The following is a 26,328-nucleotide window of genomic DNA, read 5'->3' as shown; positions in this document are numbered from 1 at the left end:
AGCGGTTCCTGACCAAGAACGGCCGCTGACCGGGCGTAAAACCAGCCGTTGATCAGGATTGATGCAGGGCCCTGCGCTCCCCATGATCCAACAGGCCCGGTGAGCACTGTGGGGGGAGCACCTTTCGTCCAGACCGGGCGAAAGGTGTTTTCTCATTTGACGACTCGTTCAGATGCAGCGGCCCCCATCCACTTCCAGCGCCACGCCGGTGATGAAATTGGCTTCATCCGAGGCCAGATAGAGCGCAGCATTGGCGATGTCCTCTGGCGTTGACAGGCGGCCGATGGGGATCGAGTTCTTGAATAGATCACGTTTCTCTGGCGTATCTTCCCCCATGAAGAGATGCAGCATGCCGGTTTCACCAGCCACCGGGCAGAGAGCATTGACGCGGATCTTGTCAGGGGCAAATTCGATGGCGAGGCTTTTGGTCAGGGAAATGGCGGCCCCCTTCGAGCTGTTATAGACCACCAGACCGGGGCGCGGCCGCAAACCGGCGGTGGAAGCGGTGTTGATGATCACCCCGCCGCCCTTTTGCCGCATGATGGGCACCACCCGCCGTGTGGCGAGAAAGATTGCCTTCACATTGACATCATAGATCCGGTCAAACATCGCTTCGTCGACATCCATGAAAGGCATGTTGCAATGGGTGTAGCCTGCATTATTGACCAGAATATCCGGGCCACCGAAATCCTCCGCAGCGCTGACCATGCGGTCAACAGCGTCCTTTTGCGACACATCAGCCACGATCGCGGTACCGCCAATATCGGCGGCGACCTCTCGGGCTGCGTCGCCATTAAGGTCGGCGACGACGACCTTGGCCCCTTCGGCAGCGAAGCGCCGCGCAATGCCTTCACCAAAGCCAGATGCAGCTCCCGTGACGATGGCAACCTTGCCTTCCAGTCTTTTGGACCCTTTGTCCGCTGTCATTCTGTTTCCTCCCATTATCCGGCTGTTGCCGGACCTTTTCCTATCGTGTTCGACCGTTTTTCGGCCGTTATCAGGCCTTTAGCCGTGTTTCATGATGATCGTCTTGAGTGCCGACATGTCCAACAGGCTCGCCATGCCCTTCTCGCGCCCATGGCCGGATTTCTTGAAACCGCCAAACGGCAGCTCAACGCCACCCCCTGCCCCGTAGCCATTGATGAAAACTTGCCCGGCCCGCACGGCACGGGCCATGCGCATGGATCGGGCAGCATCCCGTGTCCAGACACCGGCAACCAGTCCGAAGGGGGTGCCATTGGCCAGATCGATGGCTTCCTGCTCATCCCTGAAGGGGATCATCGACAGGACCGGCCCGAAAATCTCATCCTGTGCCAGCGGGTGACTGTTCGGTACAGGGCCAAACAGGGTGGGGGCTGCATAGAAGCCGCCATCAGGAGCATCAGAGGCGACTGAGCCTGCAGCCAGCACGGGAATGTCCCGGTCGGCGGCAAGCTGCATGAAACTGTCGATCCGATCGGCCTGACCGCTGGAAATAAGAGGTCCGAGATCCGCGTCCCGGTCGTGCCGATCCGCTGTCAGGGCATTGAAGCGGGTGATCAATTGCTCCTCAACCGCATCCCACAGGCTTTGATGCACCAACAGGCGCGATCCGGCAGAACAAGTCTGGCCGGCATTCTGGATGATGGCGTTGGTCACCACCGGCATGGCCTCTTGCAAATCCGCATCTTCAAACAGGATTTGCGGGCTTTTACCGCCCAACTCCAGCGTCGTGCCGACATGATTGTCGGCGGCTGCCTTCTGGACCAAAGTGCCAACCGTGGGAGAACCGGTGAAGGTGAGAAAATCGATCCCCGGATGACCGGACAGAGCACTGCCTGCCTCTTCCCCATGGCCGGTGACCACATTCAGAACGCCCGGAGGAATGCCCGCTTCATCGGCCAACTCAGCCATGCGCAGAATCGACAGGCACGCTTCCTCGGCAGGCTTGATAACCAGACAATTTCCCATCGCCAATGCCGCACCAATGACCCGAGCCCCGATCTGGGCGGGATAGTTCCATGGCACGATGGAGCCGACCACCCCATGGGGTTCGCGCAGGGTGAGCGCCGTAAACCCGTCCAGCATCGGGATGGTGTCACCCATAATCTTGTCTGCCGCACCACCGTAAAATTCGAAGTAACGAGCGGCCATGGTGATATCGGCGTCAGCCTGGCGCAGTGGCTTGCCGGTGTCTCGACTTTCCAGCGCGGCGAGTTCCTCATGATGCTCGTCCACCAGCAGTGCGAGGCGGGAGAGGCAACGTCCGCGCTGGGTTGCCGTCATGCGGCTCCATATCCGCCCCTCGAAGGCCTTGCGGGCGGCGGCAACCGCTTCATCGACGTCGGGCTTGGTGGAGCGGGCGATCTGGCAGAAGGCTTGACCATCGGACGGACAGATGAGGTCAAGCAGCTTGCCGCTGGCTGCAGGCACGGCCTCTCCGTCAATCAGGTTGGCCCAGACCTTGCCCTGGGCAATAGAGCCCGCTCTCTTTGCAAGCGTTTCTGTCATCTTTGCCTCCCTATTCATCAGACAGCTGGGGGAGAGTGTGCGCCGAGACAAGGCCGAGAGCAAGGGTGACTTTTCAAAGTTTCAGGTGGTCTGATCAGAAAAACAATTCCGGCTCAGCAAGCATCAAATGCTGGATCAGCAGGATTGTCTTGGCGTCGCGTAATTGGCCTTGCAGGGCCGCTTCGCCAAGTTCGTCAAGAGCGATTTCCTCGACGATGATGTCCTCGCCTTCATGGTCAAGGCCGCCCCCTTCATGGACCCGATCATCGAGCGTGTAGCAGGCAAGATAGGCATCAATGGTTTCGGTCAAGGTGCCCGGTGAGGCATAGAAACGGGTGACATGTTCCAGCTCGTGAATGGCAAAGCCCAGCTCCTCTTCCGCCTCGCGCAGGACGGCCCCTTCGGGGCTTTCTCCGGGATCGACCAGACCGGCTGCGACTTCCAGCAGCATTGGGTCTTTCTCCCCATTGGCCAAAGCGCCGATCCGCAATTGACGCACGAGCAAAGCCACGCGGCGCGCGCGATCAACTGGCAGAACGGCAATCGCACTGCCATGGTCATGAATTTCGCGTGTTACATGATGAACCGTGCCGGATGTGTCTGTGTAGCGCACCGTGCATTTGGAGAGGGTGACAAAGCCATCATACTGAATTTCACTCTCAGTGATGGCAGGATCGGTGCGATCCTTGCGCGGCAGGAACCGGTCGGACATGGCTGTCTGTCTTTCTGTTGCATCATTTGCCAGCCAGTCGCCCCAATCCCCCATGCGGGCATGTGGCGGCCTGCTGGGGATCGTTCAGGCTTGTTCAGCGTGGCCCGAACAACAGGGTTCGGGTCTCAAAGCCGGAAGCAATGGAGCGACCAAGCAGATTGGCGACTTGCTGCAACGGACTTACCTGATCTTGGGGCCCTTTGAAAGCCTCTCCTTGCCCAGACTGGGCATTATAGGCGGGTCCCATCATCATATGCCCACCCATCGCAAGCGCCGCTGTCTGGGCCGTCAGCTCCGAGGGACCGAAAGCGGCCACAGACCACGCCACCTTGCCGGTCAGGTATAGCTTGTCCAGCGTGGTCAAAAAGGGACGCAACTCATTGGCATTGCTGGTCGGCTGCTCGCCGTCCGTGCCGAGGATGAACAACAAGGCTCGGCAGCTTTCGGGAATGATCCCATATTGGCGAAAGGCATAGAACCATTCGATGTCACTGGCCCGATCCAGCGCAAACTGAACGCCCGTTCCTCTTTCATTACAAAGATCAAGGAATTGACGCGCCCGGTCTTCGTCGGCTTCGTCGCCATCACGAGGCAGGATCTGATCGAGCCGGATTTGGAGTGAATCCACAGTTTCAGCAGCCAGCAACCGGTCGACTTCTGTCAGGTCGATGCCCGTTGCCGGATTGATGTCCAGTTCCAACTGAAGTCCAAATCCACCGTCGGTCGCATCCCTGATCATGGCGATCGTCGGCAACAAGGCGTCCAGTTGAGACATTGCAATGCCCGTGTCGTCGCGCACAGAGAAGGAATAAAGAGAAGCACCGGCCTCTTTTGCAGCGCGCGCGCTGGCAACCAGTTCATCAGGCTTGATGGGCAGGGCGAGACAATCCCGTTTGGAGCGGCGAATTCCATTGGCTGCATAGGACAGAACCACGGGCTTGGGCATACCGAAAAACATGTTATTTCAACGTCGTGGCTAGTGGTAAACAGGATTAATTCAAAACACGAATTCAATCCTATTCATTTCACACGTGAGGTAAACGCGAATCTTTCCAAAGAGCAACATATCGTTGCATTTTTGGAATTTTTCCCCATTTGCCGGGTGAAGGCGTGTTCCTTTTTGGCTATTTTCTGCACTTTTCCGGCAGTTGCGGCTCAAACTGTGGCAAATACAATTGGTCCTTCCAGTGCATAGCCTCCTCACCTTTTGCCAAACCCGATCAACTTTTGTATGAAAGGGCTGAGACAAGCGGACAGCACCGTTTGCCAATGCATTCGATGGCTTGAACCAAAAGTACAGACATGAAACTCGATGATTTGCGACAATTGCTATGGGATGCCTATCCCGGCCTTTCCCCTCAGATGAAGGTCGCGGCTTCCTATGTGCTCGACAATCCGGCCGATGTCGCTTTCAAGTCTGTGCGACAGCTGGCCAAAGCAGCCGACGTGCACCCCTCCACCATCGTGCGGCTGGCTCAGGTTGCTGGCTTTTCCACTTTTGATCCCTTCCGCTCGGTCTTTCAGGAAGGTGTGCAGGTACAGGAAGTGCGGCTGGATGAGCGCGCCGCAGCTCTGCAAAAAGGCGGCAAATGGGGAGAAGGCTCGGATGCTTTTGTCGAAATCGGACAGGCTACGCTGAGCAATCTGACCAGTTTGTTTCAGCCCAACACCCTGAAATCAGTACAACGGATCGCCAATGCCATTCTGGAGGCTGACCGGGTTTACGTCTCAGGCTATCGCTCGTCCTTCGCCTTTGCGCACTATCTTGCTTATGCTGGCAAAATTGCCCTGCCTTCGATTCAACTGCTGGAAAGCCCTGACGGATCTCATTTTGACATGCTGGGACAAGCAGGACCAAGAGATCTGATCATCCTGTTCACCTTCGCCCCTTATGCATCGGAGGGCGGGCGGCTTCTAACAGTCGCCAAGAAGCGAGGCTGCAAGATCGTCGCGATCACCGATACCATGTCCTCACCAGCTGTGCCCTATGCTGACATGGGGTTGTTCGTGCCGATGACCGGGCCGCAGCTTTTGCCCTCTCTGGTCCCGGCAGCGTCTGCTTGCGAGCTTATCCTCGCGGAATGCACCCGGCTGGGTGGTGACAGCGTGGTCAGCAATCTCAGAAGCTTTCGGGATCAAGTCCATGCGGTCGACGGCTATCTCAATCCGGTCGATCCATCCCATGACCTTGAAGACGAGGATGACGAAGAGCGCTTTCCTGACTGACCCTCCCTATATCCAGCCTTGCCACAATCGAAGAGGTGAACAGGTTTGCCAGCTCATTCGGGAGTGATTCGTCTTAAACACCATGGTTAAACGTTATCCCAATGCGGCTCTTTTATTTTCTATCTGAGGCTTGACAGACAATCTCAATCAACCGTCCGGGAAAAGAAAGACTTTACCCACAGGCAACAAATTCAATTAAAGAGTGCATTTATTTTATGCTGCACGGTAAAATATTTCAGGGCATTCCAGGATTGGCACAACCACAGATCGGTCCCGTTATTTCAATTGGATACTGCATCCAACGTTCAATTTCCTTGAAACTTCAAGTATATGCGTAGTTTCGAATTTATCAGGGGGGAAATTTTTGTTGGTGATTTATCGATTAAGTTATGTCTCGATATATTATACCTAATTTAGTTATGTATAGACATAAAAATGCACAACCCTTGCTACAACCAAGGCGTTATTTTTTTCCTACAAAATGGACAGATCAGACAAAATTTTCCTCCTCTAACCATTCGCATTGCAGCCTTCAAAGGAGATGGCTAGATTCTAGTTATAAGATATTCATTACTACTCCACGTAGACGTTGTGAGGATTGTCATGGGCCGACCAAAAGAATTCGATTATGAAAACGTGCTCGATGCAGCAACGGAAACTTTCTGGGCAGACGGGGTTGCCAGAACATCCATCAGTTCACTTGTTGAAGCGATGCATATCCAAAGATCAAGTTTTTACAATAGCTTTGCATCCAAGGAGCGGATTTTGGGTTTGGTGCTTGAGCGCTATGTAAAGGCAAATCCCCTCAATATACTGATCAATGCGCGCACCGAAATGGAAGCCAAGGAACCAGAGCATGCGGCGATAGATCTGATCCTGGATTTTAGCTATTTCCTGTCCCAGAAGGGCGCTGGAAGAGGCTGCCTGTTGTTGAACGGTTTGAGCGAACTCACGGTCAAAGATGGCGAATGCTATGAAATTTATCAGGACTATTACGTACAGCTAACCGGCGGTCTTTCCGTTCTCCTTGAACGACTTGATAGAGAAAAATCTTCGGATCAGGGCAAGTCCAAGTTGAGTCTAGATCATATGATGGGGATCCTGCTTGGTATGAGCCATTATTCGAAACTCGACTGTACAGAACAACGCCTCGCAAATATGGGTCTTGACTTGCTTTCCGGGCTTTCCCCGAACTTCACCGATGCGTTGGTTTCCGAGCAAGAAAGAGTTCATGAAGACAGCAAGGAATTGATGCAGGCCTGACCCTTGATCTCCGGTGATTTCCTCTAACTTCTTCTGGCAAAGATGCGACAGTTTGCTGAATGCGCGAATTTCGGTTCGCGCATTTTTTTTGCCTCAGATGCAGGCCGCCTTTCGGATGCCTGAAACGATTGCAGATATTCACATTTTGTTCTCTTTTTGCCCGAAAGGCTTCGAAAAGCCTGTCTGATGCTTGAAATTGTGGCTCTGCTTGGTCAGTGTCGGGACTGCGATTCCACGAAGGAAGCGTGTGTGATTCCGGTTCGAGGGTAAGACTGTCGTGGAATGGTCCGATCAACAGGCCGCCGCTTTGGATGCGGTCAATCAATGGATAAAGAAGGGTGATGCGCCGATTTTCCGCCTGTTCGGCTATGCGGGCACGGGCAAGACCACCCTTGCCAAGCATTTGGCGCAAGGGGTCGATGGGGAAGTCCTGTTCGGCGCTTTTACAGGCAAGGCGGCACAGGTCTTGCGGCAAAAGGGATGCCCGGGGGCCAGCACGATCCATGCGATGATCTATCGGCCGGACAGTCGCGATGACGATGACGAGGCCGAAAGCGATGTTCCTGCCTTTGTCATCAATCGGGATAGCCCGGCTCACGACGCGGATCTGATCATCATTGACGAATGCTCGATGGTCGATGAAATGCTGGGTTCTGACTTGCTGTCCTTTGGCAAGCCGGTGTTGGTTCTAGGCGATCCCGCCCAGTTGCCCCCCGTTTCTGGCGGTGGCTATTTCACCGATGACGAACCGGACATGATGCTGACGGAAATTCACCGTCAGGCGCGGGACAATCCGATCATTCGACTGGCACAGGATGTGCGCGAAGGCAACACGCTGGATTATGGCGACTATGACACGGTAAAAGTGATCCATCGCCGCGATCTGGAAACGGACAAGGTTCTGCAAGCCGATCAGGTGTTGGTTGGCCGCAATGTCACCCGGCAGCGCTATAACAATCGCCTGCGAGAGCTGAAGTCGTTTGACAGCCCCTACCCTCAGGTTGGCGACAAGCTTGTTTGTCTGCGCAACAACCACCAGAAGGGCCTTTTGAATGGCGGCATCTGGCTGGTCGACAAGGTGACCAGCCGGACCGGCAAGGATATCAAGATGCGGGTCAGTCCGGAAATCGGGCATGAATTGTCCGGCAGGGTTCCTCTGAAGGTGCCCAAAGCGCTGTTCGAGGAACATGGGGGCGAAATTCCCTGGACGGTTCGCAAACAAGGGGACTCATTTGATTATGGCTATGCGCTGACCGTGCATAAGTCACAAGGTTCCCAATGGAACGACGTGATGCTGTTTGATGAAAGCTGGGCCTTCCGCGATCACCGCCACAGATGGCTCTATACAGGCATCACACGGGCCGCGGAGACGCTGACAATCGTCCGCTAATCGACGCTTTTCTGACTGTAGGGCGGTCTGACTCTGATGCGGTCAGGCGAAGGCGGTTGGCATGGCAACCCCGGACTGGCCTTGCTCTGGCGTTCCGTCGCTAGCACGGCGGGTGACCGCCTCGCGCGGGGCCGGACCGTAATAATTGTCGGTCCGCACGAAGGGACGCTCCATGGAGGTTGCCGCCACCATTCGCAGATAGACATCCTTGGCCGAGAAGGGCTTGCGCAGGAATTCATGCACGCCCAGCTGCTTGGCTTCCATGATGCGGTGTTTTTCGGCATAGGACGAGATCATGATGATCGGTACGGTGCCCATCGGATGGTTGGGATTGCGCACCAGGCGGACGAGCTCTGGTCCGTCAAGAATTGGCAGAACCCAGTCAATGATCACAACATCGGGCGAGAGCTGCTCAAGCTTTTCCAGTCCGACGCCCCCATCCTCGGCCTCGAAAATCTCGCGCACGCCAAGACCTTGCAAAATGGTTCGAATGATCGTGCGCATATAGGCGCTATCCTCGATCACCAAAACCCTCAATGCTGACAGGACTGTCACTGACATATAAAACTCCGCACCTCTATATCATCCGCCGTCAAGCGAATAGACGTCAGGCTTGGATTAGATTATCGCAAAAGCCTTTATGAATCTTTACCCTGTGGTGCGGGGTCTCTTCCCCCATCCATCCCTCTACTCAGCGGGTTGCAGTTGGGGGGTGACTGCGTTGGCCTTTTCCTTGGCCACCTTGCGTCTTGCCAGGGCGCGCATGGCTTTCAGCAGCAGGATGGTGGCGCCACCCAGCAGCAGAAAGCGCGCATCCTTCAAGGCATATTTGGGATAGAAAAGGATGGCGGGCTCGATAGGCATGGTAGGCCGGCGCAAAAGCCGATTGCGATACCGCCCCAGTCCCATTTCATAGACACCGCCGCCCTCGACCCGATAGCCAAGCATCAACAACAGCGACCAGGAATAGTTGGTCACGGCACCGGCCGGGTTGCGCAGGCCTTGCAGCATGATGGACCAAACCCGCTTGACGGAATAGAGCCGACGCAGGATCGAGGGTTTCATGCGATCGAAATCCGCTTGCGGCAGATCCTGATGATGAAAGACAACATGGCCGAGATCATAATTGTTGAGGTCCGGATCCATGTAGGTGCCCGCATCAGCCAGCCGTTTGTGATCGACGGATCCGGGCAGCGGGGTCAGGACGGACAAGGTAAAGATTTCGCCTGCATATTCCTCAACCAACGTGTCGACATTTCTTCTGATCTTGTCGGCATCATCGCCGGGAAAGCCGATGATGAAACCGGACAGGGTGACACAGCCCGCCTGATACCAAGCATCGAACATGTCCCGCACATTGGCAGCCCGATTGTGCTTTTTGCCTGCCGCCTTGATGGTGTCGGGATCGATCGATTCAAGGCCGAGAAACACATCGGTAACGCCAGCGGCCCGGGCCTTTTCGATGAAACCGGGGATCTTGTAGGCAACCGTATCGGCCTCGATGATCATCTGATAGTTGAGATTGTGAACGCGCTTGCTTTCGGCCAGAGCATCAAAGACCTGTGCCCATTCCTTGTTGCGGGCGATATTGTCATCGGACAGGAAGAAATTTTTGACCCCCTTCTGGCAATAGTCCCGGACATAGTCGGCAATGTCCTGCGGGTCGCGCATTTGCATCTTCACCCCTTGGGTGTTGGGGATGCAGCAGAAGGTGCATTTGAACGGGCAACCGCGACTGGTTTCGATGGGCAACATGCCCGAGCTGCTGCGCTTGATCATCTCGACCGGATAATCCGGCATCGGCGCAGACTTCAAGTCCGGCAGATCGTTGAGATAGTCATAGACATCCTTGTGAATACCGCCATACAGATCGCGCATCAGTTCGTCCATATGGCCCTCAGCTTGACCAACAAACAGGGTCACCCCCATGTCTATCGCGTCCTGCAGGCCGTAGGGCTTGTCCTTGAACAAAGCCATCACACCATTGATATGGACACCACCGATGACCACTCGAATGCCTGCGTCCCGGAACATCTGCGCCAGATCCATGGCGCGCGGATAAAAGGCACTCAAAACACCGGTCAGAAATACTGCGCCATTGCCAGCTTCCTTGATGCGCTCGATAATGCCTTCCACCGGAACCGGGCCAAAGATCTCATAATGATCTTCGCAGGTGATCGTGACGTCTGGCCCCAACAGCTGACGACTATCGCAGTCCTTCAGCAGGGCCTTTACGGCTGCCTGCGCCTGCGTGACCATGGTTGGATGCTTCCATTGCTGAACGTAACCATCGCGATCATATCTCGATGGGGTGATCAGGGCGACGTGAAACGGCATGATGGCGGTCCTAGAAAAATGAGAAAGCAGGAATAAGTAATTTTACGTCAAATTTTGTAAGACCAGTAAAGCAAACATTCTGTGTCAGGACAAGAAATGTGCTTAAAAAATCTAGCAATCATATCGCACAATACTGACCATAACGATCATTGAAATCATTACCTCAATGCACGCGATTGATCTGACAGGCGCTCTCACCCCTCATTTCGATTCTGTCGATTGCGTAGATATGCTGGGGTGCAGGTGGCCAGAACCCGCCGAAACCAGCCGGTTCTGGCCATATGGGTCGGATGTAGGGTTTGATTTTGCAACACTTTTCCAAAATTCTAACCGTAGCCTTACGACTGCCTTACAAATTTGTAACCGGTGTGATAATTGACAAACCTCAAGGCTCTTGGTCAAAGTGTCGGTCAAAGTGACCATACAGATTGAGGGCCAAACTTCCCCAAGGACCACAGACAAGTTTGCAGTGTCGCAATGCTGCACGGGGTTGTATTGGATTGAGAGACCGACCGGTTCGCAGATTTGGACCAGAAACAAGCGGATATCACTTCAAATGAAGTATCTAGAGTTTTTTGAGAATGCCGTCTCCTCTTTGAAAGAGGAGAAGCGTTACCGCATCTTTGCAGATCTGGAGCGACAGGCGGGCAAATTTCCACGTGCGATCTGGCGCGCCGACAATGGTCTTGAACGTGAGATTATGGTCTGGTGCTCGAACGACTATCTGGGTATGGGGCAACATCCCGACGTGATCGCGGCAATGACCGAGACCGCTGAAAAGATGGGGTCCGGCGCAGGCGGCACGCGCAACATTTCCGGTACGAACCGGCCTCTGGTCGAGCTGGAAATGGAGCTGGCGGATCTGCACAACAAGGAATCGGCTCTGGTCTTCACATCAGGTTTTGTGTCCAACGAGGCCTCCATATCCACCATTGCCAAATTGTTGCCGGACTGTCTCATTCTCTCCGATCAGCTCAACCATGCCTCGATGATCGCTGGGGTGAAAAGCTCTGGCGTTCAGAAACAGCTCTGGCGTCACAATGACGTCGAGCATCTGGAAGAGCTGCTGGCTGCCGCTGGCAAGGAACGCGCCAAGCTGATTGTGTTCGAGTCCGTCTATTCGATGGATGGCGATGTTGCGCCGATCGAAAAAATTATCGATCTGGCCGAGAAATACAATGCAATGACCTATATTGATGAGGTCCATGCGGTTGGCATGTATGGCGAGCGGGGAGCAGGCATCTGCGAACGCGAAGGCTTGATGGACCGGATCGACATCATCGAAGGCACTTTGGCGAAGGCCTTTGGTACGCTTGGCGGCTATATTACCGGCAAGGCTGCGGTTATCGACGCCATTCGCTCTTATGCACCCGGCTTCATTTTCACCACGGCAATGCCTCCGGCCATCGCTGCAGCTGCGCGGACCTCTGTTCGCCACCTGAAAAGCAGTCAGGTCGAACGCGACGGTCAGCAGCGGCAGGCCGCTTCAACCAAAAAGGCACTGTCCGATGCAGGGCTGCCGGTGATGCAGTCTGAAACCCACATTGTGCCTTTGTTTGTCGGCGACCCGGATCTTTGCAAGAAGGCGTCCGACATGCTGCTCGATCAGCATGGCATTTATATCCAGCCGATTAATTATCCGACCGTTCCGCGCGGCACCGAGCGCCTGCGCATCACCCCGTCACCTTTCCATGATGATGGTCTGGTCAATGGTCTGTCGGCTGCGTTGCTTGATGTCTGGGACAAGCTTGATTTGCCCTATATCACACCGGGTACCTTTTATGACCTAAGCGCGGAAGCCGAACAGGAAGTGTTCGAGGCTGCTGGCGGCTGATTTGCATCTGAACGAGCCGACTTGACTTGGCTTCTCCGACTGCGCACGAGAACAAAAGAGCACCGAACCCAATGGGTTTGGTGCTCTTTTTTTGTGCAATTCTTACTTAATATTGCCTAATAATACTGCACATCATTCGTTTACTGAAATACTTTATTACACAACAAACCTAAAAGTCTCTATTGAAAAACACCATCTACTCTCACTTTTTCTTGAAAAATGCAATTTTTCCAATAATTTATTTTAATCATACCTATATAAATACAGTCCAAAACAAAATAGATCAAAAAATTACTTTACAATATCTTCAAAATTATAATTTCTATTTAGTAAATATTTATATTGAGCGAGTTAAAATTTTAAAATTAAAGTGGAAGCTATAAATCAACATAAGTGGACTGCCAGATGTTTACCATGTCGTCCTTACGTATTTCCCGCAAGCTCCCCGTCTTAGTTGTTTTGAGTGCTTTTCTTTGCGTTCTGGGAGTTGGATTTGCCAGCTTTATCACTGCGCGTGACAATATCCATACAATGCATGAGGAAGAGATACAGGCTCTTCTCAAGTCGCGGAAAGTCGAAATCGCAAAAAGTCTTGAACTGATCGACAAAGACTTGAGGATTGTTGCCGCAAGCCCGCTTGCCAGAGAAGCCATTCAGAGCTTTGGAGCGGCCTGGAAGGCTGTTGGTACGAACCCGCAGGCGGCTTTGGTAAAGGCCTATATCACTGGCAACCCGCATGATGTCGGCAAGAAGGACAATCTGGATGCCGCTGACACCGGTAGCCAGTATGATATGGTCCATGCAAAATTTCATCCATGGTTCCGCAAGTTGCTGCGCGAACATGGCTATTATGATGTCTTCCTGTTCAACAAGGAAGGTGACCTTGTCTATTCGGTATTCAAGGAGCAGGACTTCGCTACCAATCTGAATGAAGGACGCTGGAGGGATACCGATCTGGGCAATGCTTTCCGGGCTGCGGCCCAGATGACCAACGAAGAGGTCGCCTTTTTCGATTTCCGCCCCTATGGCCCCAGCAACGATGCGCCAGCCAGTTTTGTCTCCACCCGGATCGCCGATGAGACCGGCGAGACAATCGGAGTTCTGGCTTTTCAGTTGCCAAACATTGCCGACAAGGTGCTGACCAATCGTGCCGGTCTGGGCAAAACGGGGGAATATCTGATTGTTCGCAGCGATGGCACCATGCTGAACGAAAGCGACAAGACGCCGGGCGAGGACATGCTGAAGACCAAGATCGACAGCCCGGTGATTACTGCCGCTCTGGCGGGCCGTTGGGAACCGGCCATCACCTCGGACTATCGCGACACCGAACTAACGACCTATGCGGTTCCGCTCGAATATCACGGCAACAAATGGGCAATCATCGCGGCTCAGGCAACCGCTGAAATCGGCGCGCCGCTTGTTGCCATGCGCAATCGCATGATGTTGATCGGTCTCGTCCTGCTCGCCATTTCGGGCATTGGCGGAGTGCTGGCTTCCCGCTCGATCACCAGACCGATCAGCGCTCTGGTCGCGGAAATGACAGATCTTGCCGATGGCAACACCGATGTGGCCCTGCTCAGCACCAGTCGAGGCGACGAGATCGGAGACATGACCAAGGCCGTCGCGGTTTTCCGAGACAATGCCATTGAGCGGCAGCGCCTTGCAGATGCCGCAGCAGCAGAGCAAAAGGCCCGCGAGCAACGGCAAATGACCGTCGAGTATCTGATCAAGAGTTTTGACAGTGATGTGAAGCAGGCGCTGGAAACCGTCGGCAGCAATACAACAGAAATGGAAGGCACGGCCAAGGTTTTGACCGGCATCGCGTCGGATACCTCTCAACGTGCCACCTCGGCTGCGGCGGCTTCCGAACAGGCCTCGGTGAATGTTCAGACCGTTGCGGCTGCGGCAGAGGAACTGGCCGCCTCGATCGAGGAGATCGGTCGACAGGTGGAGCAAACCAAACAAGTGGTGTCCGAGGGGACGCTGTCAGCGACAGAAACCAATGTCAAAGTATCGGCATTGAGTGACTCCTCGCAAAAGATCGGTGATGTCATCCGGCTCATTCAGGACATCGCCGAGCAAACCAATCTGCTCGCCCTCAACGCAACCATCGAGGCAGCGCGTGCTGGCGAAATGGGCAAGGGCTTCGCGGTGGTTGCCGCAGAGGTGAAGGAACTTGCCAATCAGACCTCGCGCGCAACCGAAGAAATTTCATCCCAGATTTCCTCGGTTCAAGGCTCAACCAAGGAGGCAGCCGATGCCATCGACCAAATCGCCCAGACGATGAACCGGATCAACGACTATACGAGTTCGATTGCCACGGCAGTGGAACAGCAAGGGGCCGCGACTACTGAGATCAGTGTCAATGTACAGCAGGCAGCACAAGGCACCAGCGAAGTTGCCTTCAACATGAGCGGTGTGACCGCTTCAATAACCGAGACCAATCAATCAGCCAATCAGGTGCTCTCTGCTTCGCAGGCTGTCTCCAGTCAGGCAGTCAATCTCAATGGACTGGTGGCCCGGTTTCTTGAAGAGGTGCGCGCGGCCTGATCGAATGTAAAGATGCAAATGCATAAAAAGCCCGCCTTGGCGGGTTTTTTGGGCGGGCTTTTTGCTGTTCTGGCCATGCTCCAGACCATGTCTGTTGTTCTTTTGACTTCAGGGCTTTCGGGCTTCAATGAGCAGCAGGAAGGCCACCAGATCGCGCCAACGGGCCAGTCTGGGGACTATGGCACAGGCCTCGTCGCTGGGGCGGGGTTCTTCCATGCGGGTCAGCCGGAAACCAGCATCCGCGACCGCGTTGACATAATCCGCCATAGTGCGCGGAAAGCGCGGCACGGCGAAGGAAGCAACCGCATCAAGATTGGGGCGGCAGCCGAATTTCCAGTTTTCGACAAAGGTTTCGCGGGCAAAATAGCGCGCCTGACCAAAGCCGACCGCCTCCTGTTGATCGTTGGCCGGTTTCCACTGGACACCGGGAATGATGAAACAGGGATGGAGGATCGAGAAGGCGAGAAAGCCGCCCGGTTTTAGCAATCTGAAGGCTTCCCCCATGGCGCCGTCCAAATTCGGCCCGTCCATCAACGCCATGGTGGACAGCACCGCATCAAAGGAGCCGTCAGCCAGCTCTGTCTTGTCACAGAAAGACCCTTGCAGATAGCGGATTCCAAGGGGCTGGTCTGCTTCCTGACGTCTGGCATGGGAGAGCATGCCTTCGGACAGATCAATGCCGGTAACCTGTGCTCCCATCCGGGCAAAGTGGCGGCTGTTGCCCCCTTCCCCGCAGCCAAAGTCGATCACGTCAAGCCCATTCAGGTTTGGCAGGAAGGCACGAAAGGCAGGCAATGTGAAATGTTCACGATAAGTGTCGTAGCCATTGCGCACGTCTTCCGCCCACTGGTCCGCATTCTGGTCCCAATGGGTGGCGACATCGCGAAGGGATATGTGTTTCACCGGGTGGCTCCTGGAGATGGATCAGAGACCGTCCCTAGCCTAGCGTTGGGAAGTTGCCAGACGGACGGCCAGCGCGACAAAGACCAGACCGGCCATGCGGTTCATGATCACTTGCGCCCTAGGATTATTGCTGAACCAGCCCCCAAGGAAACCTGCACCAAAGGCGATGCCACCGAAAACCAGCAAGGTGCAGGGGATAAACAGCATTCCGAGCAGCAGCAACTGCCCAGTCAATGACCCATTGGCCGGGTCGGCAAATTGCGGCAGGAAGGCGAGGAAGAAAATCGCAACCTTGGGATTGGTGATATTCATCACGATGCCGCGGCGATAGAGCGCCATCAGGCTTGGTCCGTTGCCCGCGCCACCCTTCATCGGGATGGCGCTACTGCCGGCCCGGAACGCACCCCAGGCCAGATAGAGCAAATAGGCAGCGCCGACCAGTTTGAGCGCAGTGAAAGCCAGTGCCGAGGTTTGAAAAATCACCGCCACCCCGAAAGCCACCGCCGCGGTATGAACCAGCAGCCCGGTGCACAGCCCCAAGGTCACCACCAGCCCTGCCTTGCGACCATAAAGCGCTGATTGGGTCAGCACGAAAATATTGTCTGGACCGGGAGCAAGCCCGAGCGCGATGACAGCAGAAATGAAAACAAGCAAGGTGTCAAACGGGATCAGCATGGTCTTTGGGTCTTTCTTGAGAGGAGTGGACAGGCAGCGCTTCGGCGTCATCTGTCTGCTGAAGGCTGTAGCGCCGCCAGCTCGACCGCAGCCAAAGGGCCGCCATGATGGCCGTAGCAAAGGCCAACAGGAAGCCAATGCCGTTGCTGGTCAAGGTTGCCAATTCATAGATTCGGTCCGCGAAATAATACCCCATCAGGCAATAGGCCGCGACCCAGAGTGTTGCACCGGCAAGCGAGGCAAGGGTGAAGGCATGCCATTTTACGCCAATCGCCCCACACAGATAGCTCATCCATGGCCCGAGTGGCGACAGGATGGTGCGGGAAAGCAGAATGGCGAGAATACCGCGCTTTTCAAGAAGGCTTTCAGTGCGCGCGATCAGTCTTCTCGTGCGCGCAGAGGCGCGAAAGTGTTCGATCAGAGGGACGCCTGCCAGACGGGCGGCTCGAAAGGCCGTTTGATCGCCGATCAAATAGCCCACAAGCGCTGCGGCCATGGCGCTGTAAAGATCGATGTCGCCGGAGGCCGCAAAAGACCCGGAGGCCACCACCAGCATGGAGGCGGGCAACGGAATGGCGAGACAGGCCAACTCAACCGTGAAGAAGATCACCCAAAGGCCATAGCTCGGAATCAGCGCCAATATGGTGTCTGTCATGGATTCTCACCTCCCGCCATCGCGAGAATGCGGTTGGGTGGGGGCGAAAATCTTGCGGCCTCTTTGATCCCGGAGGATCTTGACCTTGCTCTGGGCATTGCGGACACGCCGCTCCAGCTCCTCAAGGCTGATGTCGAGTCCTTCGGCCACCTTTTTGATGGTGACACGCTTGCCTTCAAAGCGATCCAGCTGCATCACCTCGCGGATAATTTCAGGCGGCAGCTGATAGCTCATGCCGACATATTTCGGCGACATCCAAGGCTCCAAGGCCTGATTGCGATGAACGGGATCATGAAAATAGATGAAATGAAGCACGAAACGCGCGCCAAAGAAGACCAGAAAGGCCATGGCCAGCAAGAAGGCTGACAGGGCCAGTGGTTGCTCTTTCCAGAAATAGCGCAGAGCGTTCAGCATGCCTTATGGGATCCTTCGTTACCCCTCAGCCCTTTTTGTCAGTTGGTTCTGACTTGGCGTTGATCTTGGCCTGTTCTTCCGGTGAAAGATCGTCATCATCAAGGATGCGATAGGCTGCCCCCTGAATGTCCTCATATTGGTCGGACTTTAAAGACCAAAGGAAACCGACAAGGCCCAAGCCGCCCAGAATGAGCGCAACGGGAATGAGAAACAACAGAGCATTCATGTCCGGATCCTACCTCTTGTCTTCACATCAGATCGGCGATGGTATTTCGTACAGTTAAATCATGGCGTCCGAATGAAGCCAATGACTTTTCACACAGTCTGACTGACTTAGGGGCGATCTGCACCCGGTGCCTGATCATTCAGCGCTTCGTCAAAGGCGACATTGTCGGTGAACCAAGGATCACTTTTGGCCCGCGCCCGCAAGGCATTGAGGGTAACCACCAGCGATGAACCGGACATGGCAAGGGCTGCGATCAGCGGGGTGACATATCCGGCAATGGCAATCGGCACCGCGACAATGTTGTAAAGGGTCGCAAGCCACAAATTCTGTTCCATGATCCGACGCGCCTTCTTGCCGATATCAAGGGCATGGAGGACCGGGGCCAGCTTTTCCCCCAAGAACAGGGCATCCGAGGCTGCCTGACTGACATGCGCTGCGGTGACCGGCGACAGGGACACGTTGGCGGCGGCCAAAGCGGGGGCATCATTCAACCCGTCACCGACCATCATGACCTTATGGCCTTTGGCTTTTTCCGCTTCGATGCGGGCGATCTTGTCAGTGGGTGAAATGCCCGCCTCAAAATGTTCGATGCCGAGTTCCGTGGCGATCGTTTCCACCGCACGGGGCTGGTCGCCGGACAGGATCAACAGGCTTTTGCCGCTGGCTTTCAGCTGGGCTATCACCTCTTTGGCGTCCGTGCGCAATTGCTGCTCCAACGCAAAGACCATCGGGGCTTGCCCCTCGCGGGCAAAGGCCAATAGCGAAGCCATCGGATGGGCGACGCGAACAGTCTCGGCTTCCTTCTCAGCACCACAGAAAAGAGGAGAGCCGAGCCTTAATGTCTCCCCCTTCCATTCGGCGCTCAGCCCCTTGCCCTTCTCTTCCGTGACACCGGACATCGGGCTGATGCGCCGATCCATGCCTGCAAGGGCGGCGGACAGCGGATGGCTCGACGCCTTGGCTAACGCGATGGCAAGGTTGAGGCTTTCGGGATCGTAGTCCTCACCATTGACGATGCCTGCAATCGGGCGGGTCAAGGTGCCTGTCTTGTCGAACACCACCATGTCGATATCGGAAATCCGTTCCAGCGCGTCAGAGCGGTTGAGCAAAACCTGATTGCGAAACAGGGAGCCGGACGCCACCACTTGAACGGCAGGAATGGCCAATCCAAGCGCACAGGGGCACGTGATGATCAGCACTGAAATGGCGATGACCAGTGAGGGCTGCCAGCCAATGCCATAGAGCCACCAAGCAACAAAGGTCAGCGCCGAGGCCGTATGGACAATCGGGGCATAAAGCTCGGCGGCGCGGTCAGCCAACTGGCGATAGCCGGATCGGGCTTCCATGGCATCATCGATCAGCCGGTTGACCTCATCGAGCAAGGTGCCCTTGGCGGCAGCCGTGACCGAAATGGTCAGAGCATGTTCGCCATTCAGCGTGCCTGCATAGACCGCATCCCCTTCGGCCACGTCGACCAGTTTGGTCTCGCCGGTAACAAGGCTCTGGTCGATTTGCGAGCTGCCGGACAAGACAGTGCCATCAACCGAGACCCGTTCGCCGGGGCGCACCAGCACTTTATCGCCGCTTTCAATCTTGGACAGGGGCACTTCGCGCAAGGCCCCGTCCGCAAACAGCTTCATCGCTGTTTCCGCCTTGAGCGCGGTCAAATTTTCGGCAAAAGAGCGGGTTTTCAGCCGCATCATGTGGTCGAGCCAGCGCCCAACCAAAAGGAAAAAGAGCAGCATCAGGGCGCTCTCGAAATAGGCGTGCTTCTCACTCTGGATGGTTTGCAGGACAGAGAGAAAGAGGGCCAGAATGACACCGATGGAAATCGGCACATCCATATTCACATGGCCCTTGCGCAACACCCGCCATGCAGAGCGGAAGAAGGGCTGGCCCGCATAGGCCGCCGCGGGCAAAGTGATGAAGGCGGAGAGCCAATGGAAGAAATCGCGCGTTTCATCGGTGATGTCAGAGACATTGCCCGACCAGACCGAAACCGACAGCAGCATGACATTCATCGAAGCAAAGCCAGCCACGGCCAGCGCGCGCAGCAGGCGCTGGTTTTCGCGTTGCTCGTCGCTTTTCACCCGGCCTGGATCAAACGGATGGGCGCCATAGCCAAGGCTGTTCAGACGTTGGAGTAGAATGTCGGGGTTGGTCTCTTCGGGATCCCACGTGACGGCCAGACGATGGGAACTGAGATTGACGCGGGCGTTGGAGACCCCGTCTAAATCCATCAGGCCCTTTTCGATCCGCGTCATGCAAGCGGGACAATAGATGCCCTCCACCGCCAGTGCCAGTTTCGACTTGCCATCTGGCAGGCTCTCTGAAAAGGCGGTCCAGTCGCGTTCTACCGTGTCTGAATCGTTCATTTGTGGGTCCGTCTGGAGGAAATGGCCTTATTTCAACGAGATCGTGTCGAGGGACTGGAACTTGACTTCCCCCTTCTGCAGGGCCTCGAACTTGACCCGCCAGCGGCCCGGATCGAGTGCACCGATCTTGGCCTGATAGACACCATCCGATGTAGGCTCCAGGGTCAGGTTATGATCAAAATTCTCGGTTGCCGGGCGGCCGACATTGGCCTCGATGGTCAGATCGTCAATCGCATTGCCAAGCTTGTCTCTGGCGCTTACCACCAAATAGACTTCACTCTGACGACGTTTGAATTCAAGGCTCATGACCCAGCCAAGGGCGTCCTGCGCGGCGGCTTCCGACAGGGTCTTGTTGAAATTCTGACTGGCCGTGTAAGGGCTTTTCTCAACCACGCCGGGCCAACTTGTGCGGGCGTAATAAACAAAGAAACCATTGGCGATGAACATCACGCCGAAAAAGCCGCAAATCCAGATAAAGACATGCCTGCCCGTGAGTTTCTTTTCTCCGCCCTGTTTTGTCTGCTCTGCCATTGGTCGCTCCCTCGCGCCGGGCCCTGCCTTTGATCGCTGCGACAAAGTCTCCGGTTTAACAAAGTGATAGAGGCTTTCGGCGGGAACCGGAAGCCTCTAATTCTATCTTTTTGGTAAGGTCGCTTCAGGGCGCCTTGAAATAGTCCTGCACGATCTGTGCTTCACCGGTTTCCGCGTCCCTGACGCTGAAGCTCACCGGCTGGGACTTGTCGAGCTGGGTCTTTGGCGGCGCAAAGACCTGAATGCGCAATTCCTTCGTGATGTCCTGATCGATCGGCACGATCATCGACGTTTCATCGCGGCTTTCAATGCCCACAGCCTTCATGGTGAAGCCTTGAGGTACATCGACCAACGAAAGCTCGAAGTCGCGGGCGGTTGAAGCCTTGTTGATCAGACGGATCGTGTAACCATTGCGGATGGAACCATCAGACAGGGACACAAAGAGCGGGTTGCGATCATGCAGCACATTCATGTCCACCAAACGACGATTGATCAGCGAGAAGACCATCAGGCCACAGACCAAGGTGATCATGCCGACATAAATGATGGTGCGGGGCCGGACAAAGCGATAGATGCTTTCCTTGCCTTCCAGATGACGCTGAATGTTGACGTCCGTGTCATAGTCAATCAGGCCGCGTGGTTTGCCGATCTTGTCCATGATGTTGTCACAGGCATCAATGCAGAGGCCACACTGGATGCATTCAAGCTGGGCCCCGTCACGGATATCAATGCCCGTCGGGCAAACCGCGACACACTGGCCGCAATCAACACAATCGCCAGCATCAAGGCCTTCGGCTGCGCGGGCCTTCATTTTCTTCAGCGATCCACGTGGCTCCCCGCGATCAGTGCGATAGGTCACATTGAGCGCCCATTCATCGGTCAGGGCCGCCTGAATACGGGGCCATGGGCACATATAGACGCAAACCTGCTCGCGCATGTGACCGGCCATGATGTAGGTGGTCGCGGTGAGAATGCCGATCCAGACATAGGCCACCATTGGCGCCTGACCGAATGCCAGCTCGGTCACGAGGGTCGGAGCATCGGCAAAGTAAAGCACCCATGCACCACCCGTCCACCAGGCGATCATCAGCCAGAGAAAATGCTTGAACAGCATTTTGCCAACACGCTTGGAGGTCATCGACTGCCTGTCGGCCTGCATGCGTTCGCGGCGATCCCCTTCAACCCAGCGTTCGACTAGCATGAAGAGATCAGTCCAGACCGTCTGGAAACACATGTAACCGCACCAGACACGGCCAGCCAGAGCATTCATCAGGAACAGGATCAGGGCGGCGAGGATCAACAGACCGGTCAGATAGTAAACCTCCTGCGGCCAGATTTCGATGAAGAAGAAATAGAAGCGACGCGCGGGAAAATCGATCAGGACGGCCTGATCCGGAGCACCCGGGCCACGGTCCCACCGCACGAAGGGCAAGAAGTAATAGATCCCGAGCGAAACGGCCATGAAGGCCCATTTGAAGTTGCGATAACGGCCCTTCACGCTTTGCGGATAGATCTTCTTAGCCGTGGCATAAAGCGACCCATCGCCTGTGTTGGTCTCTGGAGCTTCAACCGTCATTGTTACTCTCCTTGCAGCAGTGTCCTGCGCATGTCTTGGTCTTGGTAACTGTGGTCTGGGCGCCTTGGTCGAGGCGTCCGTTGTCTGGTCCGGATCATAGAGCAAATGTCGCAATTTTCAGTTCATGATCATGTGCTCCATACTGAAAGAAGGTGTTTGATTTCAATCCAGTGTCCCGAATTGCCTGCCAAGCACACGAACCTCCAGCATTAAATGGCATATAATCTACCAGTATTGTATTTCTGTTCTAGCGCTTCCACATTCCAGTGGTATATGACTTACTGCAAATCATCTGGAAAAATACCGAGGCAAATTGTCGCTGATAGCAAATAGGCTGCCTTTGAACGCAGCCATTTGGCATCAGCCACAGACATTGTGGGCAATCGCAGAAGCTCCGGTCGATCATACAAAATGGTAAACCGGACATGCCTCTTATTCACCCGCAGCCGAAGCTGAATGATGAAGGACCAGCACATGATGCGCTGGTCCTCTTTTTGAATGGGGCGCGGCATCCGCGCCCCGGATCTTATCGCTTACTGGCCACCACCACGGGTGTGGACATAGACGGCCAGAGACTTGATGGTCACAGGATCCAGACGCGCTTCCCAGCTTGGCATGACGCCCTTACGGCCATTGTTTATGGTTTCGATGATCGTTGCACGATCACCACCATAGAGCCAGATGGCGTCGGTCAGGTTTGGAGCACCGAAGTCCTTGTCACCCTTGGCATCTTCGCCGTGGCAGGATGAACAATTTTCTTCGAACAGCACTTTGCCTGCTTCCAGATCTGCCCCTTCAGGCGCATCGCCAGACAGGGACTGGACATAGCTGGCAACGGTTTCGATCTGTTCTTTTTCAAGAATCTCATCGCGACCAAAGGCCGTCATGTCGCCCATGCGCTCGTCTTCATGGCCAGACCGGATGCCGACGCGCAGGGTTTCGTGGATGGCATCTACCGTGCCACCCCAGAGCCAGTCGTCGTCCAACAGGTTCGGGAAGCCGGTGTTGCCAGCGGCACCCGTGCCATGACAGGCTGCACAATTGTCACCAAATGCTGCAGACCCCTGAGCCACTGCGAACTGGCGCAGTTTGTCGTCGGCAAGGATATCCTCGACAGAGGCTTCCTTCAGGCCAGCGCCCTGCTCGAGACGCTTGGCAACAAGCGCATCGTAGGAGGCCTGACCTTCGGCGCGGCTGGAATAACCAAACACGCCCTTGGTGTGGGTTTCCAGCAATGGCCATGCCGGATAGACGATCCAGTACCCAATGCCCCAGATGATGGTGACATACCAGGTCCACAGCCACCAACGGGGCAGCGGATTGTTGAGTTCTTTCAGACCGTCCCATTCGTGACCGGTGGTTTCTACCCCGGACAGGTGGTCGATTTCTTTGTTGTGATCACTCATTCTCAGTCCTCCCGCAGCGGCATATTGGCGGCTTCGTCGAACTTATCCTTGTTGGACGGCCAGAAGGTGTAGATCAGCACGCCCGCAAAGATCAGCACAAAATAGAGCAAGCCCCAGGTCTGCGCGAAGTTGGCTAAAGTTTCATAGGTTGACATGAACCCGCTCCTTAGCGAAGGTCTGCCTTCTTGTCATAGATCGAGAAATCGACCATGGTGCCCAGCATTTGCAGGTAGGCAACCAATGCATCCATTTCCGTCACCTTGTCCGGATTGCCGTCAAAATCACGATAGGTGATATCAGGATAGCGTTCTTCGAAGCCATCGATATTGTCATCATCGGGATTTGCCTGGGCCAGCATATCGGCTTTGGCATTGGCAATTTGCTCGTCCGTGTAAGGCACCCCGACCATCTTGTTGACCTTCAGATCAGCGGAGATATCGTTGATCGTCAGTTCCTTTTTGGCGAGGAACGGATAGCCCGGCATGACCGATTCAGGCACCACCGACCGAGGATCGATCATGTGATTAACGTGCCAGAGGTCGGAATATTTGCCGCCTACACGAGCAAGGTCCGGACCAGTACGCTTGGACCCCCATTGGAAGGGGTGGTCGTACATGGACTCGGCAGCGAGAGAATAGTGACCGTAACGTTCGATTTCGTCGCGCATCGGGCGGATCATCTGTGAGTGACACAGATAGCAGCCTTCGCGGATATAGATGTTACGACCGGCGAGTTCGAGAGGGGTGTAGGGACGTACGCCCTGTACCTTCTCGATGGTGCTTTTCAGATAGAAAAGCGGAACGATCTCGACGAGACCGCCGATGGCAACCACAATCAGGATGCCAACGAGCAGGAGCATGGAATGGCGTTCGAGAATGCCGTGTTTGTTCATCAATGACATGGATACCGTTCCTTATTCTGCAGGGACCAAAGCTGGATCTGCGGCGTCAACTTCCGCCTTCTCACCAACCTTCACGGTCATCCAGAGGTTATAGGCCATGATCAGGGCGCCGAGGACGAACAGCAAGCCGCCAATCGCACGGATCATGTAGAACGGATGCATTGCTGCAACAGTCTCGATGAAGGAATATTCCAGGAAGCCGAGCTTGTCGTAAGCGCGCCACATCAGGCCCTGCATGATACCGGAAACCCACATCGAGGTGATGTAGAGAACGATACCCAAGGTCGATACCCAGAAATGCCATTCAACCAACTTGTTGGAATACAGGCCCTTCTTGTTCCACAGCCATGGAATGAGGCAGTAGATCGCGCCGAAGGAGATGTAGCCAACCCAGCCAAGAGCACCAGAGTGAACGTGACCGATGGTCCAGTCGGTATAGTGTGACAGGGAGTTCACCGCTTTGACCGACATCAGAGGACCTTCGAAGGTCGACATGCCGTAGAAAGCGACGGAAACCACCATCATGCGCAGGACAGGGTCAGTGCGGAGTTTGTCCCAAGCGCCAGACAGGGTCATCAGGCCGTTGATCATACCACCCCAGGACGGCATCCACAGAATGACCGAGAAGGTCATGCCGAGGGTCTGCGCCCAATCCGGCAGAGCGGTGTAATGCAGATGGTGCGGTCCAGCCCAGATATAGATGAAGATCAGGGCCCAGAAGTGCACGATCGACAGCCGGTAGGAGTAAACCGGACGCTCGGCGCGTTTTGGGATGAAGTAGTACATGATGGCAAGGAAGCCAGCGGTGAGGAAGAAACCCACTGCGTTATGGCCATACCACCACTGAACCAACGCATCCTGCACACCAGAGAAAACCTGATAGGACTTGATACCGAAAATGGAAACCGGAATCGACAGGTTGTTGCCCAGATGCAGCATCGCAATGGTGACGATGAAGGCGAGGTAGAACCAGTTTGCCACATAGATATGTGGTTCGCGGCGCTTCCACAGGGTGGCCAGAAAGACCAGCAGATAGGCAACCCAAACAATGGTCAGCCACAGATCGGCATACCATTCCGGCTCTGCATATTCTTTGCCCTGTGTTGCACCCAACAGATAGCCAGTGCCGGCGATCACGATGAATGCATTGTAGCCCAGAATGACGAACCAAGGCGCCACGCGACCCGGAAGGCGCGCATGCGAGGTGCGCTGTACCACATAGAATGAGGATGCCAGCAACACGTTACCGCCAAACGCAAAAATCACTGCAGAGGTGTGCAGCGGACGCAGGCGACCGAAGTTAATCCATTCCAGATCGAAGTTCAGGACCGGGAATGTCAGCTGCCAGGCGATGATGTCACCAACCAGGAAACCGGCAATACCCCAGAACATGGATGCAACCGTTGCAAACTTGATCGGGCCGAGGTTGTAGCCTGATTCATCGACGTCCGCTGGACGCTTGAAATAGGCATTGAAAATAAGAAATACGCCGAGGGCTGAGAATATCAGCCCGACGGTCGCGTGAAATGCCATGACGCCATCAACCGCTTTTGCAGCGATGGTCAGACACGCGAAGGCCAGCACAGTCAGGAATACTGCGAAAAGGCCTTCTTCAACAGAGAGTCTTTTAGTCGTGTGAGCCATCTTTAAGTCCCATCTGAACCTTTTTGTCTACCGAAGGGCAGCCACGGTTCAGCATATAAATTCGATCACCATTTGTTGCTTACGAATGCTTGATTTCGATCGCTAGTTGATCTCGGAACGCACTTCCCCCCAAAGGGTAGCAAAACCCTATGGTTCACCTCACTCATACGCTTTGACTCATATCAACGAAATGGGGGAGCCAGTTTCACACCTGCGACTC

At 55.0% G+C, this 26,328-nt stretch carries 23 protein-coding genes; 5 read left to right on the top strand and 18 right to left on the bottom strand.

Annotated features, from left to right (window positions below):
• Nucleotides 1-168 precede the first annotated feature (168 nt).
• The 4 genes from FDK21_RS16615 to FDK21_RS16600 all read right to left on the bottom strand — a co-directional run bounded on the left by FDK21_RS16615 (nt 169) and on the right by FDK21_RS16600 (nt 4,160).
• The gene (locus tag FDK21_RS16615) at nt 169-927 is read right to left on the bottom strand and encodes an SDR family oxidoreductase (protein WP_138149969.1); all 759 of its coding nucleotides are present in this window, start codon (nt 925-927) and stop codon (nt 169-171) included.
• Between the two features lie 78 nt (nt 928-1,005).
• Entirely contained in the window at nt 1,006-2,490 is a 1,485-nt protein-coding gene (locus tag FDK21_RS16610; RefSeq protein WP_114011350.1) for an aldehyde dehydrogenase family protein, read from the bottom strand.
• Nucleotides 2,491-2,584: 94 nt separating this feature from the next.
• Nucleotides 2,585-3,202, bottom strand: coding sequence for an NUDIX hydrolase (locus FDK21_RS16605; RefSeq protein WP_157967780.1), 618 nt, complete (start codon nt 3,200-3,202; stop codon nt 2,585-2,587).
• Nucleotides 3,203-3,296: 94 nt separating this feature from the next.
• Nucleotides 3,297-4,160, bottom strand: coding sequence for a 3-keto-5-aminohexanoate cleavage protein (locus tag FDK21_RS16600; RefSeq protein WP_114011352.1), 864 nt, complete (start codon nt 4,158-4,160; stop codon nt 3,297-3,299).
• 344 nt (nt 4,161-4,504) lie between these two features.
• Between FDK21_RS16600 and FDK21_RS16595 the strand changes: the two genes are divergently transcribed.
• The 3 genes from FDK21_RS16595 (at nt 4,505) to FDK21_RS16585 (ending at nt 8,081) form a co-directional block, all read left to right on the top strand.
• The gene (locus tag FDK21_RS16595) at nt 4,505-5,428 is read left to right on the top strand and encodes a MurR/RpiR family transcriptional regulator (RefSeq protein WP_138149967.1); all 924 of its coding nucleotides are present in this window, start codon (nt 4,505-4,507) and stop codon (nt 5,426-5,428) included.
• Nucleotides 5,429-6,031: 603 nt separating this feature from the next.
• Entirely contained in the window at nt 6,032-6,691 is a 660-nt protein-coding gene (locus FDK21_RS16590) for a TetR/AcrR family transcriptional regulator (protein WP_138149965.1), read from the top strand.
• Nucleotides 6,692-6,968: 277 nt separating this feature from the next.
• Nucleotides 6,969-8,081, top strand: a complete 1,113-nt coding sequence (locus FDK21_RS16585; RefSeq protein ID WP_114011355.1) for an AAA family ATPase — start codon at nt 6,969-6,971, stop codon at nt 8,079-8,081.
• A gap of 42 nt (nt 8,082-8,123) precedes the next feature.
• Here the strand turns inward: FDK21_RS16585 and FDK21_RS16580 are convergent, their stop codons facing one another.
• The gene (locus tag FDK21_RS16580; protein WP_138149963.1) at nt 8,124-8,642 is read right to left on the bottom strand and encodes a response regulator; all 519 of its coding nucleotides are present in this window, start codon (nt 8,640-8,642) and stop codon (nt 8,124-8,126) included.
• Between the two features lie 126 nt (nt 8,643-8,768).
• Nucleotides 8,769-10,418 (bottom strand): radical SAM protein, encoded by a 1,650-nt coding sequence (locus FDK21_RS16575; RefSeq protein ID WP_138149960.1) that lies wholly within the window; start codon nt 10,416-10,418, stop codon nt 8,769-8,771.
• A gap of 556 nt (nt 10,419-10,974) precedes the next feature.
• Between FDK21_RS16575 and hemA the strand changes: the two genes are divergently transcribed.
• Both hemA and FDK21_RS16565 read left to right on the top strand, forming a co-directional pair.
• Complete coding sequence (gene hemA, locus FDK21_RS16570; RefSeq protein ID WP_138149958.1) at nt 10,975-12,252, top strand: 5-aminolevulinate synthase; 1,278 nt, start codon at nt 10,975-10,977, stop codon at nt 12,250-12,252.
• 414 nt (nt 12,253-12,666) lie between these two features.
• Entirely contained in the window at nt 12,667-14,802 is a 2,136-nt protein-coding gene (locus FDK21_RS16565; RefSeq protein ID WP_171022130.1) for a methyl-accepting chemotaxis protein, read from the top strand.
• A 108-nt stretch (nt 14,803-14,910) separates the two neighbouring features.
• On the opposite strand, the gene FDK21_RS16560 is transcribed toward FDK21_RS16565, so the two are convergent.
• The 12 genes from FDK21_RS16560 to ccoN form a co-directional block, all read right to left on the bottom strand.
• Nucleotides 14,911-15,705 (bottom strand): class I SAM-dependent methyltransferase, encoded by a 795-nt coding sequence (locus FDK21_RS16560; protein ID WP_138149954.1) that lies wholly within the window; start codon nt 15,703-15,705, stop codon nt 14,911-14,913.
• 39 nt (nt 15,706-15,744) lie between these two features.
• Nucleotides 15,745-16,380 (bottom strand): LysE family translocator, encoded by a 636-nt coding sequence (locus FDK21_RS16555; protein ID WP_114011361.1) that lies wholly within the window; start codon nt 16,378-16,380, stop codon nt 15,745-15,747.
• Nucleotides 16,364-17,035, bottom strand: a complete 672-nt coding sequence (locus tag FDK21_RS16550; RefSeq protein ID WP_138149952.1) for a DedA family protein — start codon at nt 17,033-17,035, stop codon at nt 16,364-16,366. The genes FDK21_RS16555 and FDK21_RS16550 overlap by 17 nt, the downstream gene beginning before the upstream one ends.
• Before the next feature lie 6 nt (nt 17,036-17,041).
• Complete coding sequence (locus tag FDK21_RS16545; RefSeq protein WP_138149950.1) at nt 17,042-17,449, bottom strand: hypothetical protein; 408 nt, start codon at nt 17,447-17,449, stop codon at nt 17,042-17,044.
• A 25-nt stretch (nt 17,450-17,474) separates the two neighbouring features.
• Nucleotides 17,475-17,675, bottom strand: coding sequence for a cbb3-type cytochrome oxidase assembly protein CcoS (gene ccoS / locus FDK21_RS16540; protein WP_114011364.1), 201 nt, complete (start codon nt 17,673-17,675; stop codon nt 17,475-17,477).
• Nucleotides 17,676-17,782: 107 nt separating this feature from the next.
• Nucleotides 17,783-20,050 carry a heavy metal translocating P-type ATPase gene (locus FDK21_RS16535; RefSeq protein ID WP_138149948.1) on the bottom strand — a complete coding sequence of 756 codons (2,268 nt, stop codon included), beginning with the start codon at nt 20,048-20,050 and terminating at the stop codon, nt 17,783-17,785.
• A gap of 27 nt (nt 20,051-20,077) precedes the next feature.
• Entirely contained in the window at nt 20,078-20,581 is a 504-nt protein-coding gene (locus FDK21_RS16530; protein ID WP_138149946.1) for a FixH family protein, read from the bottom strand.
• Between the two features lie 124 nt (nt 20,582-20,705).
• Nucleotides 20,706-22,157 (bottom strand): cytochrome c oxidase accessory protein CcoG, encoded by a 1,452-nt coding sequence (ccoG, locus tag FDK21_RS16525; protein WP_114011367.1) that lies wholly within the window; start codon nt 22,155-22,157, stop codon nt 20,706-20,708.
• A 533-nt stretch (nt 22,158-22,690) separates the two neighbouring features.
• A complete protein-coding gene (gene ccoP, locus FDK21_RS16520; protein WP_114011368.1) occupies nt 22,691-23,563 on the bottom strand; it encodes a cytochrome-c oxidase, cbb3-type subunit III in 873 nt (290 codons plus the stop codon).
• A gap of 2 nt (nt 23,564-23,565) precedes the next feature.
• A complete protein-coding gene (locus FDK21_RS16515; RefSeq protein WP_114011369.1) occupies nt 23,566-23,718 on the bottom strand; it encodes a cbb3-type cytochrome c oxidase subunit 3 in 153 nt (50 codons plus the stop codon).
• A gap of 11 nt (nt 23,719-23,729) precedes the next feature.
• Entirely contained in the window at nt 23,730-24,464 is a 735-nt protein-coding gene (gene ccoO, locus FDK21_RS16510; protein ID WP_114011370.1) for a cytochrome-c oxidase, cbb3-type subunit II, read from the bottom strand.
• 12 nt (nt 24,465-24,476) lie between these two features.
• On the bottom strand, nt 24,477-26,108 hold the full coding sequence (ccoN, locus tag FDK21_RS16505; protein WP_114011371.1) for a cytochrome-c oxidase, cbb3-type subunit I: 1,632 nt from the start codon (nt 26,106-26,108) through the stop codon (nt 24,477-24,479).
• Nucleotides 26,109-26,328: the final 220 nt, after the last annotated feature.

It is taken from the genome of Cohaesibacter sp. CAU 1516, assembly GCF_005771485.1.
Classification (GTDB): Bacteria; Pseudomonadota; Alphaproteobacteria; order Rhizobiales; family Cohaesibacteraceae; genus Cohaesibacter; species Cohaesibacter intestini.
This window is presented reverse-complemented; position numbering and strand designations above follow the sequence as displayed.